Genomic DNA, 14,653 nt, shown 5'->3' with positions numbered 1-14,653 from the left:
TCCTTTTCTATCGTGAAGTTGTCAGCTTCAGATGTTCCTTCTTTAGGAATTCGAGCAAATATGCCGCATTCCTTTCGAGACATTCTCCCTGAAGCATTTCTGCGTGCGTGCCGCAGCCTTTTTTCACACGGTATTCACCTGTCGTGGCTTCTTCCCACGAAGCGAGCCACGGCGGCATCGCAAAGTCCGGTTCTGACGTTAAAAGATCTATATCCGCATTGACCGTGCCGGTGCTGACGGTATGCACGAAATAAGAATAAAACGCGTTTGTTTTTTTGGCGAGACCTTCTTTGACAGCTTCGTCATTCAGCGCTTCATTGTCCCGGTTTACCTTCATCAGCGCCTGGACATCACTTTCTACGGTGCGGCCTTCCAAGTCGCTGACGCCTTGTTTTTTATAGGAATCAACCATGATCAGCCGCTCCACTTTACGGCCCCCTGCTTCAAGGCGTTTGGCCGTTTCAAAGGCGAGCGTGCAGCCTGCCGAGTATCCGAACAGCTTGACCGGTCCTTCCGGCTGGAGCTGATTGATCAGCTCTGTGTAGCGTTCGATGCGGTTGTCTTCCTCAATAAAATCAAACGCACAGATTTTATAGCCGGACAGCTGTTTTGCCAGCGGCTGGTACATCAGCCCGTAACCGAGAACCGGCGGGAACGCAAACAGTGTGTCAGACTGATTTTTATTCATGATGGTGAGATCTTTCATTCCTTTTTCTTCACCGTGAAGCAGATAACCGGCAATGTCTGCAATTGTCGTCGCTTCGAATAACAGCTGCACCGGAATGTCCGTACCGAGCTCTTTTTTAATGCGCGACGCTGCCGTCATCGCTTTTAAGGAATGGCCTCCGAGCGCGAAGAAATCATCATGAATCCCGATCTGCTGTCTGCCGAGGATGTCGGACCAGATGTGTGCAATCGTTTCTTCCGTCGCGTTTCGAGGCCCGATCCATTCTTTGGCCGCCTGAGCCTGATCCGGTTTCGGCAGCTGCCGTTTATTGACCTTCCCGTTTGTCGTTAAAGGAAGCTCCTCTAAGAAAGTAAAGGTTTGCGGCACCATGTAAGCAGGAAGCTGTTTTTTCAGGTGCCTCTTTACGTCTTCAGCTGAAAGCGGCGTCCGGTTCACGAGGTAGGCGTTGATTGATGCATCTCCAGACTCATGGCGGTCTGCAACAACGACCGCATCTTTCACACCCGGGTATTCCTGCAGCTGCTTTTCGATTTCTTCAAGCTCAATCCGGTGTCCGCGTATTTTGACCTGGTCGTCAATACGCCCGGCGTATTCAATTGTTCCATCCGGCAGCCAGCGTGCTAAATCCCCTGTGCGGTAAAGCGTTTCTCCCGGCTTGAACGGATTTGGGATAAACGTTTGCTTCGTCAGGTCATGACGGTTCAGATACCCTTTTGATACACCCATTCCGCTGATGCACAGTTCACCGACAGCTCCAAACGGCTGAAGCTGATTTTGCCCGTTAAGAATATAAACACTGGCATTGCTGATCGGCTTTCCGATCGGCAATGAGGAAAGGGAATCCGGTATATCATGCACGACGTGAGCTGTCGCAAACACCGTTCCCTCAGTCGGCCCGTAGCAATTAATCAGCTTGCCGGGCCCCATGATCTCAAGCGCCTTTCTGACGTGAGGCACTGACGCGCGCTCACCCCCGAATAACACACAGCGAAGCCCCTTCAGCCACTCCTCTCCCGCATCGATGAGAAGATTAAAAAGTGCGGTTGTCGCAAACATGACATTGACATTCTCCTGCCGGATCAGATCAGTGAGCCGTTCTGTATCAAGCAGTGTATGTTCATCTGCGATAATGAGCCGTGCCGCATTCAGTATTGATGCGTAGAAATCAAAGGTAAATGCGTCAAAGGCGTAATTGGAAACAGATAAGAACGTATCTTTTTCTGAAAATGCCATGTAGTCTACATGCTTGACCAATCCTTGAATATTGGCATGAGTGGTGATATTGCCCTTCGGCTTTCCGGTTGTGCCGGACGTATACATAATATACGCCGGATCATCGGGATCAATTGCGGCTGCAGGATCGCTTGCCTGTTCCTCAAACCGTGCTTGATCATCGATGATGAGTGTTGTTCCTGTATACGGCAGCTGAGCCGCTTTTTCTTTCATCTCCTGATGTGTCAGCAGACAGGCTGCCGCACTGTCAGCCAGCATGTACGAGATTCGGTCCTCCGGCAGCTTCGGATCAACCGGCAGATAAGCCGCTCCCGCTTTTAATACGCCGAGAATGCCGATCACCAGCTCAAGCGAGCGCTTCGTGTACAACGCGACAACAGTGTCCTTACCCGCACCTTGCTTTTGCAAACGGCGCGCAAGACGGTTCGCTTCCTCATCTAATTCACGATAGGAAAGAGTCTGGCCGGAATACGTAAGCGCCGGTGCATCTGGATTTACATTCACCGCTTCCTTGAACCAATCTGTCAGAGGCTTCGCCTGATGAGTCTGAGCCGGCGGGTTTAAGCCGGTAAGCAGAAGCTCTCTTTCCTTTTCATCAACAAGTCTGATCGTATTGACAGGCTGATCCGGCTTCTGGATGAGCTGCTGAATCGCTGTGAGAAGCTGAGATTTTAAGCGCAGGATAAACGCCTCATCAAACACATTCCCGTTATAGGCAAGCTTAATCAGCATCTCATCACCTGGAGAAGCCATCAGGTTGAGATCATAATTCGATTTCTCAAAAACGTGTACATCCTCCATATCAAAGCCGTTTTCACTGTTCTCTTCATTTTTTGCATCCTGAAGCGGATAATTTTCAAACACAATGATGTGGTCAATCAGCTTTGGCTGATCGGCCTGGCTTTGGATGTCATAGAGCGGTACATATTGATGCGGCTCAGACTGCAGCGATTGCTCCTGCAGCTGCTTGAGCAAGCCGTTAAATGTGGTATCCTCAGACAGCTTCACCCGCCTCGGGACAGCATTGATAAACAGCCCGACCATATGTTCAACGCCTTTGATTTCTGCGGGACGCCCGGAAACGACTGTGCCGAAGATCAAATCGCCGGACTGCTGATAGCGGCTGATTAATACACTCCAAACCGCCTGCAGCGCCGTACTCAAAGTGGTATGCTGCGATTTTGCAAGCTCGGTAAATGCTTTTGTTTCCGCCTCCGGCAGTGAGAAGAGCAGCTCTTTCGGCTCATAGCCGTCCTTTTGTTTCTTTTTTTGCTCCGCAAATGTCGTTTGTCCTTCAAAACCTTCTAAGTACCCGCGCCAGTAATGCAGTGATGCTTGTTTATCCTGCTTTTCAAGCCACTTGATATAGTCTTTATACGGTTTGACCGGCGGCAGGCTGTACGGCTTTTGTTCACGCAGGGCATTGTATACCTTAAACAGATCCTGCACGACGATGCCGAAGCACCAGCCGTCCAAAATGATGTGGTGGTAGCTCCACACCCATTCAAAGCTTTCTTCCGATTTTTTAAAAATGGCTGCCCGCATCGGAATATCCCGCGTCAAATCAAAGCCCTTGATCTTATCCTGTTCTTTGTATTCATTGATTTTGGCTGTTTGCTCGCTGTCCGTTACATGTGTCAGATCGATTTCTTCTATCTGAAACTGCCGTTTTTTCAATACGACTTGGACCGGCCTTTTTACTTTTTCGTGAATGAACACGGTACGAAATACATCGTACCGGTCCATGATCACATTCATGCTTTCTTCAAGGCTTTTGATATTCAAGCTGCCTTTTACTTTCATTGTCATTTGTTCGATGTAAAAACTTTGGCCGGGATTCAGGAGAGTATGAAACAGCATTCCCTCCTGCATCGGCGACAAATAATACATGTCCTGAACCTGATCTTTGCTGAATTGGCTCATCTGCTCCGCTCCCCCCTTCTGTTATCTGTTTTTGTCACGTTAAATTCTCCTCAAGCATGTCAAAGATGTCTCCCATTTCATCCATCTCAAGATCCTGCGCGCTGAAATCGCTCGGCGTAAATTCTTTCTCCTCTTTGGCCGTGCAATGGCGGATGATCATTAAGAGATTGTCTTTAAACCGCTGCATCTGTGTTTCGACGGTGCTTCTTTCATATTCTTCCTGATTGTATGAGCAGGAAATGACGAAGCGGCCGCCTGTAACCATCCCGCTGAAGCTCAGTGCGTATAACGCCTCTGACTCTTCGCTGACTTGACGTCCCATATCATATGGAGACGGCTCAAACCATTCCGTTTTCACTTCATTGTCAAACTGCCCCAAGTAGTTAAAACTGATTTCAGGCGCGGCGCCTTTTTCTGTTTCATCGGATGACAGATACCGGAGAATCCCGTAACCGACGCCTTTATCAGGAACTCGCCGCACCGTCTCTTTTACCGTTTTAATGACGGAAGAGACGCCGTCTTCCTTGCTGATCTGCAGAATCAAAGGATATTGGGCCGTAAACCAGCCGACCGTCCGTGAAATATTGACATTCGGTATGATTTCTTCCCGACCGTGTCCTTCTAAGTTGATGCCGACTTTGCCGTTTTCCGTCCATTCACCGATCGTTAAGCCGAGCGCGCTGAGCAGAATGTCGTTGATTTCCGTTCCGTACGGATGATGAACATCTGTGAGCAGCTGTGCCGTTTCTTCCTCAGTCAATTCACATTTCACGGCCGCCGTATGTTTGACGAGCCGTTTGTTCGGATCATGGTCTTTCGGCAGCGGCCGGAGTTCTTCCGTATCTGCCTGCGCCCAATAAGCCGCCTGCTTTTTCAGCTCTTCTGATTGCGCAAATGTGTTCAGCGCCTCCGCCCAATCTTTAAAGGAGTGGGTTTTCTGCGGGAGGACGATGCTGTTTTGCTGCTGCGCCTGTTTATAACCTGAAGCGAAATCCTCAAGCAGAATTCTCCATGAAACCCCGTCCACGACGAGATGGTGAATCGCGATTAACAGATGATCGCCTTGTTCTGTCCGGTATTGCTCCGCTTTTAACAGCGGGCCGTTCTCCAGATCCAGACTTCCCTGAAGATGATCGGCAAGCCGCTGAATCTGGCTTTTCAGCATATCCTCGTCAGTTCCGTACAGATCAACGATTTCAAAGCTTGCCTTGCATTCTGTGACAGGGAGGTATGTCTGAATGATGCCTTCCCTTTCTTCACAGTAAACCATGCGGAGCGCATCATGGTGTTCAATCAATGCTTGCAGGGTTTTTTCCACCAGGTCCGGATCAAAGCCGTCTTTCGCGTGAAGCATGACGGATTGGTTCCAGTGGTGTTTGTCGGTAAAGTTTCGTTCAAAGAACCAGCGCTGGATCGGCGTTAAGTCCGCTTCGCCTTCGACAGGGCCTTGGTCGGCCTGCTTGCCTTCCGTCCGCTCCACATACGAGACGAGCTCTTCGATGGTCGGGTGCTGGAAGAGATCTTTCATCTCCAGCTTGTAGCCGTGTTGGTTCAGGCGGCTCGCCATTTGGATGCCTTTGATCGAGTCCCCGCCGAGCGTGAAGAAATTATCGCTTACGCCGATCCGGTCAAGACCGAGCACTTCCTGCCAAATGTCGGAAAGCAGCGTCTCCATCTCCGTTTCCGGCGCTTTGTACGCGGCGCTTCCCGCTTCAATGTCAGGCGCCGGCAGGGCTTTTTTGTCAATCTTTCCGTTTGCGGTGACCGGAAGCTCGTCCATCTCCACCCAGAACGCCGGCACCATGTAGTCAGGCAGCGTGTCTTTCAGCGCGGCTTTGAGCGCTTCAATATCGTCCTGCTGAGGCGCGACATAGGCGCAAAGCGCGGTATTGCCCGCTTTGTCTTCCACGGCCGTCACCGCTGCGTCATGAACATCCGCAAGCTGGGCGAGGCGGACTTCGATTTCTGAAAGCTCGATCCGGTAGCCCCGCACTTTGACCTGCTGGTCGATACGGCCGATGTATTCGATGCCGCACTGCGCGTTCCACTTGACGAGGTCGCCGGTCCGGTACATGTGCTCGCCAGGCACGAACGGATCTGCGGTAAACCGCTTCGCCGTTTCTTCTTCACGGTTCAGGTATCCGCGCGCCAGACCGCGGCCGGCCACGCACAATTCACCGGCAATGCCTTCCGGCTGCACCTGATCGCCGTCGCCGAGAATATAAACTCTCGTATTGGCAATCGCCCGTCCGATCGAAAGCGATCCTTCCTCCGGATTGATGACGCCGCTTGTCGCGACGACGGTGTTTTCCGTCGGGCCGTAGTTGTTGACGATCGTGTACGGCTGTTTCACCGCCCGCTTCAGCTTGTCGCCGCCGACGAGAAGCATGCGGAGAGAGGTATTTTCCAGCTCCATAAATTGTTCGGCCAGCTGCGTCGGCAGGAAGGTGATGGTCACGCCGTGCTCTTCGAAATAGTGATTTAAGCGGGTGATATCCAGCCGGATCGCTTCGTCAATGACATGAAGCTCCGCGCCGATGGTCCATGTCGGGAACATCTCCCAGATGGAGGCGTCAAAACCGAAGCCCGCGTATTTGGCGCTTTTATCATCCGCCGTCATGGCGAATGCGTCGTGATGCCAGAAGCACAGGTTCACCAGCGCATGGTGTTCGACCATGACACCCTTCGGCTGTCCGGTCGTTCCTGACGTGTAAATCATATAAGCGAGATGATCCGCCGTTGTTTCCGTCTGCGGGTTCGCTTCATCGTTTTCATCAAGCGGCAGGCTCAGAATGGAGCGGCTGCCGTCAAGCAGAATCGTTTCTCCGTTGTAGCTTTCCGGCACGTCGAGCGCTTCCTGTGTGAGAAGAAGCTTGGCGCCGCTGTCCTGCAGAATGTAGCTGATGCGCTCTTCCGGGTAGTCGGGGTCAATCGGCACAAATGCCGCGCCTGCTTTCAGGACGCCGAGTACGCCCGCGGCCATTTCCAAGGACGGTTTCGTCAAAATGCCGACACGTTCGTCAGCCGTGACGCCGCAGTCCATGAGAATGCGCGCGATCCGGTTCGCCCTTGCGTTCAGCTCGCCGTACGTCCATTTCGCGCCGTTGTATGCCGCGGCCGGCCGGTTCGCGTAGCGGGCGGCCGTTTCTTCAAAGAGACGGTGAACCGTTTTGTCCCGCGGCACAGAAATTGTTTTTCCTTTCCATGCGTTGAGGAGGGCTTGTTTTTCAGCATCGCTGATCAGTGAAATCTCAGGCAGCTTTCTGTCCGGACTTTCTGCCGCTTGCTTCAGAATCCGCAGGAACCCGGCGCTCCACTTTTCAATTGTTTCTTTTTTAAACAGATCAGTCGCATATTCAAACTGAAGGCCGAGACCTTCTTGATCCGTAAAGCCGCCGAGTGTCAGATCGAATTTCGCCGTGCCTTGGTTTGACTCATACGGAGTGATGCGCAGGTTCTCCAGTTCCAGTGTTTCTTTATCCGGATCTTCTGTCGTCACCATCACCTGGAACAATGGGTTACGGCTCATATCTCTCGGCAGGTCAAGCTTTCCGATCAGATCTTCAAACGGATAATCCTGATGCGCCAGCGCGTCGAGATTGGTTTGTTTCACCCGTTCGAGCAACCCGGCGAAGGTCTGCTCTTTTCGCGTTTCATTGCGAAGCGCAAGCGTATTGACAAACATCCCCGGCATTTCCTGAACTTCGGCGCTCGTTCTTCCGGCGGTCACCGAGCCGATAATGATATCGCGCTGCCCCGTGATTTTGCTCAAAAAGACATGGAACGCGGCGTGAAGCACCATATGAAGAGTCGCTCCCGATGATTCCATTAATTCACGCACCGCTTTTTCCGTTTCACGCCCCGCTCTGAAACGGACGGATTGTCCTTTAAAACTTTGAACCGGCGGACGGGGGAAATCGGTCGGCAGATTCAATTCAGGAAGCTCGCCGGAAAATGCGGAGAGCCAATAACGCTCATGGTCTTTCATCCGTTCGGCCTGCTCGGGTTCATTCTGCCAGACGGCGAAGTCTTTATAGTGCAGGTTCGGCGACGGCAGGCTTCCGCCTTTGTAAAGATGAGCGAGCTCTTTGACCAGCATGCTTCTGGACACGCCGTCGGCAATAATATGATGCATATCCAGCAGCAGCAGGTGTTTCTTTTCATTCAGTCTGACAAGAGCGGCCCGAATGAGCGGAGCCGCACTCAGATCGAACGGCTTAATGAATGCCTGAATGATAAGATCCGCTTTCTCCTCGTCTGCTGCTTCAAAGATGTGCAGGTCGATGTCAGCCTGTTCTGCGATCTGCTGCATCGGGCGGCCGTTTTGATCGATAAAGGACGTCCGCAAAGACTCGTGGCGATTGATCATCTGATTGAGCGCTTCCTGAAGCCTTGAAATATTGACTTCTCCTTCCATCAGAAGAACGGACGGCATATTATAACTGATTGTCTCCCGGTCAAGCTGGTTCAGGACGTACATCCGTTTTTGGGCGGATGATAACGGGTACGCGTCTGCACTGTCGGCCGGTGAGATCATCCGATATCCCTCAGATACCGCTGATTTTTCGATATATGCGGCAAGCAGGCGGACAGTCGGCTGTTCGAACAGCGCTTTTAACGGAACCGTTTTGTCCAGTTCAGCCTGAATATTGGCGAGGAGCATCATGCCTTTTAAAGAGTGCCCGCCGTAATCGAAGAAATTATCGTCGATGCCGAGCGTATCCGTACCGAGTGTCTGTTTCCAAATGCGGCACAGCTTTTCCTCCAATTCCGTTTCCGGCAAGGCTGAAACTGTTTGCGCCGTTTGGCTGACGCCCGGTTTCGGAAGGGCGTTTTTATCGGTTTTTCCGTTGGCTGTGAGCGGAATGCGGTCTACTTGCATGAAATAAGCCGGAAGCATATGAGACGGCAGTGTTTCGGAAAGCCGTTTGCGAAGCTCAGAGCCTTTCAGCTCGCTGTCGGCTTTATAATACGCGCACAGTTCCGGCAGCCCGCCTTCGCTGACTGCGAGAACGACCGCCTCCTGAATGCCGTTTACGCTTAACAGCACAGTTTCAACCTCTTTTAATTCAATGCGGTAGCCCCGGATTTTCACCTGATCATCCGCACGGCCAATAAATTCAATCGGCCCGTCAGGAAGCCTGCGGACGACATCTCCCGTTTTGTACATCAGGCTGTCCGGTGAAAAAGGATTTGAGAGAAATTTCTCCGCCGTCAGCTGCGGACGGTGAAGATATCCCCTTGCAAGCCCCTTCCCGGCAATATAAAGCTCGCCGCTTGCGCCCGGAGGAACGAGCTGCATTGCTCCGTCCAATACAAGCGCGCCGGTATTTGCGATCGGGCGGCCGATGACGGGACGCTGTTCATATTGATCAAGGCGCTCCATATTGATCCGTCCGGCAATGGCGCCGATCGTCGTTTCCGTCGGCCCGTAGTGATTGATGAAGTCGGTATGGGCGTATACGTCATGAAACTTGCGGACATCGGACGTGATGATCTTTTCTCCGCCGAGCACCACTAAACGAAGCGGGCTGAAACGGCGTTCTGACGTAAAACGGGCTGTATTGACGATCATATGGAACAATGACGGCGTCAGTTTCATATACGTAATGCCGTTTTTCTGTATATACTCACCAAGCTGATCAGGCGCGGTGTACGTCTCTTTCGGCACAATGTGCAGCTCGCCGCCCGCCTGAAGAATCGGGAATATGGCCGTATAGCCGAGATCAAATGCGTAAGAAGACAGCAGCACAGATTTGTCAGCTTCGGTCAAACCGGCTTCACGGCTGAACCATGTGACATAATTGATTAGATTGCGGTGCTCCAGCTGGACGCCTTTCGGTTTGCCCGTTGTTCCCGAGGTATAAATGATATATGCAAGCTGGTCGGCGCCGGGCTCCGTTTCAAGCCGGCCGGCGCTTTCGTTCTGCCATTCTCCGTCTTCCATTACGACCGTTTTTCCTTTATAAACGGCGGCCGCGGTCATGTTTCTTTCATTGACGACCAGAAGCTTCGTTCCGCTGTCTTCAAGAGAGTAGCGGATTCTCTCTTCAGGAGTCTCCGGATCAATCGGGAGAAATGCCGCTCCGGCTTTCATGACGCCGAGAATCGCGGTAATCAAGTCGGCCGAACGATCCATCATAATGGCTACGATGTCCTCACTGCCCGTTCCGCAAGCCTGAAGGTGGCGGGCAAACCGGTTCGAGCGTTCATCAAGCTCACGATATGTCAGACTTATTCCGCCCGCAACCGCCGTGAGATCAGGCGTTTTTTGCGCTTGCCGTTCAAACAGCGAAACAAAAGTGCCCTCAGGCAGATCCGCTTCCGTACGTTTTTCATCAGAAAGGAGCGCTTCCCGTTCAGGAGCGGACAGCAGGCTTGCGTCGGCCAGCTGAATATCCGGATTGTCAGCGCAGGCTTTAATCAGATTGACAAAATGAGCGCTCCAGCGGCGGATGGTTTCATCCGCAAATAAGGCTTTCGCGTAATCAAAGCTCAATCCGACCTCTTCTCCGCGTTCAGCCGCTTCTAAGGAAAGATCAAATTTAGCGACATGATGATGCATGGAGTAAGAAGAAATCTCCAAATCTCCGAGCCGCAGAGCCGGGATCTCCATGTTCTGCATATTAAATAACACGCTGAACAGCGGACTCCGGCTTGTGTCCCTCGTTAACGGCAGTTTTTCAATTAATTCTTCAAGCGGATAGCTTTGATGCTCAAAAGCTTGAAGGCTCGCTGTTTTCACCTCATCCAGAAATTGTTTGAACGTTTTTTTGCCGGCAGGATGCGACCGAAGCGCAACTGTGTTGACAAACATGCCCGGCACGTCTTGGAGATCAGGATGCTGTCTTCCGGCCGCCGGAGACCCGACTATGATGTCTTCCTGCCCCGAATATTTGGACAGCAGCACTTGAAAAGCGGCTAACAAGAACATGTACATCGTCGTATCTGTATCAGCCAGCAGCTTCTTAATCTGCGCCGTCACCTGTTTATCAAGCCCGAAGATGACGCGTTCCCCTTCAAAACTGCGCTCGGCAGGACGCGGGAAATCAAGCGGCAGATCCAGCACCGGCAGATCGCCTTTGAACGTATCAAGCCAGTAGGCTTCGTGCTGGTCGAGATTTGCTTTTTCACGCTGCCAGACTGAAAAATCCTTATAATGAATCTTTGGCAGCGCAAGCTCCGTGCCTTGATAAAGCTTCGCAAGATCACCGATGAAAATGCCCATTGAGCTTCCGTCCGTAATAATGTGGTGCATGTCAATCAGCAGAAGATGCCGGTCTTCTTCAAGCCGGATCAGCTTCGAACGGACAAGCGGCGCGCGGTTGAGCGCAAACGGCCTGATAAAGGCTTTTGTCAGCTCTTCTGCATCTTCTTCCCGGCCCTCGGCGGTTTCAAGCTCAAACGACACATTTTTGTGAATGGTCTGCACGACTTCTCCATCTGCCATGTCAAACGACGTACGCAAGGTCTCATGACGGTTGATTAAAGCCTGCATGGCCTCCTCAAGACGCTTTTTGTCTACTGACCCTTCCAGCAAAAGTACAGCAGGGACGTTGTAGCTCGTGCTGGCCTGTCCGAGCTGATTAAGGATATACATCCTGCGCTGTGCTGAGGAAACAGGATAATGCTTCTGATAAGGCGCTTGTCGGATCGGTTCAAACTGCTGCTCCTCCTCGCTCTCATGCTGCAAATAATGCGCAAGCTCCTGAATGGTCGGCTTTTCAAATAACACTTTAATCGGTACTTCTTTTTGAAAGTGCTCCTGGATTTTAGCGGTCATCATCATGGCTTTTAAAGAATGTCCGCCAATCGTGAAGAAATTGTCAGTCACACCCGCTTTTACACCGAGAATGCCTTCCCAAATGTCAGCGAGTTTCTGCTCCGCTTCCGTTTTCGGCGCTACGTATTCTTTTTGAACGGCTTCAGCCTGAGGCTCAGGTAGCGCTTTTTTATCAATTTTTCCGTTCGCCGTCAGCGGAAACTGATTCATCTGGATGAAGTGCGCGGGAATCATATATTCCGGAAGTGATTCCGAAAGCGTTTTGCGCAGGTCTTCCGGCGAAAGAGCTTGGTCTGCCGTAAAGTAAGCGCAGATTTCATTTTCATCCGCTTTATTTTTCCGGATCACAGCCGCAGATTCCGTCACATTCTCCGCCTGGCTGATTTTCGCCTCGATTTCGCCGAGCTCGATTCTGAAACCGCGGACCTTTACTTGGTTGTCAATTCTGCCGAGAAACTCGATCGTGCCGTCCGGAAGCCACTTCGCCAAATCCCCCGTCCGGTATATCATTTCATCCGGTCTGAACGGATCGCGGACAAACTGCTTCTCCGTTAATTCAGGCAGGTTCACATAGCCTCTTGCCACTCCGCTTCCGCCGACGCACAGCTCACCGGGCGCGCCGATCGGCTGGAGGTTGCGGTTTTCATCCATAATGTACGCAGTGGAATTTCCGATCGGCTTCCCGATCGGGACCGAACCGTCATAATCCTGATCAATGAGAAAACTCGTCGAAAACGTCGTATTCTCCGTCGGCCCGTATCCGTTCCAAAGCGACAGCTCCGGTGATGCCTTTCTCACTTTGCTGACAATATGCGGCACAAGCGCATCACCGCCGATGATGAGGTGCCGGAGCGTGTTAAACATGCCGGCATCCTTTTGGGCAAGCTGATTAAACAGCGGAGACGTCAGCCACATGGTCGTGATCCGCTGCTCTTTCAGAAATTGGGCGAATTGTCCGGCGTCAAGCAGCGTCTCTTTTTTCACCGGGTGCAATGACGCTCCGTTCAGCAATGCGCCGAAGACTTCGAAGGTTCCGGCATCAAAGCTGACGGCTCCCGTTTGCGCCATCCGGTCTTCTTCATGAACCGGCACGTAATTCGAATGTTTGACGAGCCTGATGATATTTCTGTGTTCAATCATGACGCCTTTCGGTTTGCCGGTCGATCCGGATGTATACATGATATACGCCAAGTCGTTGCCACCGGCCGGAAGATTCAAGTCTGTTCCGCTTACCGTTTCATCCGCGCTTTCATCCAGCATGACGACCGGGACTTGCAATGCACCCGCTTGTTCTTGATAGTCCTGAACTGTCAGCACGAGCCGAATCGAGCTGTCTTCCGCCATAAAGCGGAGACGGTCCTCCGGAAAAGACGGATCAATCGGCACATATGCGCCGCCTGCTTTTAGGACGGCAAGCATTCCGACAACGGTTTCCGCAGACCGGTCGTTCATAATAGCAGCGGTCCGGCCTTTTTCCAGCCCGCTCTTCACAAGGTGTCTCGCCAGGCGGTTGGCCGCTTCGTTCACTTCACGGTAGGTCCATTCGCGTCCCGCTTCTTTTATCGCGATGCTTGCAGGCGTCCGGTTTGCCTGTGCTTCAAACAAACGGTGAACGGCCTCCTCTTCCGGAAGCACCGTTTTCGTATCATTGAATATCTCAACAATCTGCCGCTCTTCTTCGCCTGAAACAAGGCCGAGTTCCCGCACGGGCGCGTCAGGCGTTCCGACCGCGGCTTTCATCATGCGGGTCAGATGGTGCGCCGTTCGTTCGATGGCATCATGAGCGAAAGCCGCTCCGTTGTATTTGATTTTGACAGTCCACGTTTTTCCCGGATACACGATGAGATTGAAATCAAAGCTCGTCTGCTCAAAAGCATGTTCAACTTTAATGGAAAAGCCGAGTCTTTCCTCCATGCCCCCGTTTTCCAGCTCTTTGTCCAGCGGATAGTTTTCAAACGCGACCAAATGATTTAAGAGGCTGCCGTCCAGGGCGGAGCGCTTTTGAATGTCATAGAGCGGCACATAATCATAGCGCTCGGCTTCCACGGCGTTTTTCTGAACTGCCGCCATCACGTCCGAAAAGGCTGCATCTTTGTCAATCTTGATTCTGACGGGAATTGTATTGATGAACAGCCCCGCCATCGTTTCTATGCCGTTGATTTCTGAAGGACGGCCTGATACGACGGTGCCGAACACCACATCGTCTGTATAGTTGTATTTGCTGAGCACCGCACCCCAAACGGCCTGAAACAGGTTAGGCCCCGTGACTTGATGCCGGTTGGCGGTCTGCTGAATCTGCGCGACCAGCTCTTCATCCCAGACAAAAGAATATTCTTCATTTTGGTAGTCTTTCTTTTCTGCTGCCAGACGGCCCGGGAGCAGGCTCGGCTGTTCGAAATCCGCCAGGCGGCTGCTCCAATATTGTTCCGCCTCCTCATAATCCCGGCCTCCGAGCCATTTGATATAGTCAGAGTAAGGTTTGCCCTGGCTTCCCCCGGCGGGCCGGCCGGCACGAAGCGCTTCATAGTTTTGGAACAGGCTTTTCATCAAAACGCCCATACTCCAGCCGTCCATGACGATATGATGATTGCTCCAGACGAGATACAGCTCCTTCTCACTGAGTCTGAACACCGCCGCTTTAAAGAGAATATCTTTCGCCAGATGAAAGCCCTGCTGCTGCACGCCGCGTTTATAGCGTTCAATATATTCGGTTTGGCGCGATTCATCTAATTGACTGATATCTTCATAGTGCACCTTCGTCTTCCGCTCCGCCAATACGACTTGGCGCGGTTTTTGAAGCTGCTGGTGCACGAATACCGTACGCAAAATGTCATATGTCCGGATCAGCTCATTGACGCTTTTTTCAAAAAGCTCCAGCTGAAAGCTTCCGTGAATCCTAAGCTCTAATTGTGTGAAGTAGGAGGAAGAATGCGGATCAAGCAGCGCATGATACAGCATTCCCTCCTGCATCGGTGTGAGTGCATACACCTTTTGAATCGATTTTTTGCTCATATGTCACCTCTGTC

The 14,653-nt window shown here is 51.9% G+C and carries 2 protein-coding genes; both read right to left on the bottom strand.

The window, feature by feature from the left end:
* Positions 1–7 precede the first annotated feature (7 nt).
* Positions 8–3,844: a surfactin non-ribosomal peptide synthetase SrfAC gene (srfAC, locus tag V7728_RS11090; protein WP_099566389.1), complete on the bottom strand. Its 3,837-nt coding sequence runs from the start codon at positions 3,842–3,844 to the stop codon at positions 8–10.
* Between the two features lie 34 nt (positions 3,845–3,878).
* The gene (gene srfAB / locus V7728_RS11085; protein WP_099566388.1) at positions 3,879–14,639 is read right to left on the bottom strand and encodes a surfactin non-ribosomal peptide synthetase SrfAB; all 10,761 of its coding nucleotides are present in this window, start codon (positions 14,637–14,639) and stop codon (positions 3,879–3,881) included.
* Positions 14,640–14,653 lie beyond the last annotated feature (14 nt).

The organism is Bacillus sp. JHAA (assembly GCF_036961585.1).
GTDB lineage: Bacteria > Bacillota > Bacilli > Bacillales > Bacillaceae > Bacillus > Bacillus velezensis.
This window is presented reverse-complemented; position numbering and strand designations above follow the sequence as displayed.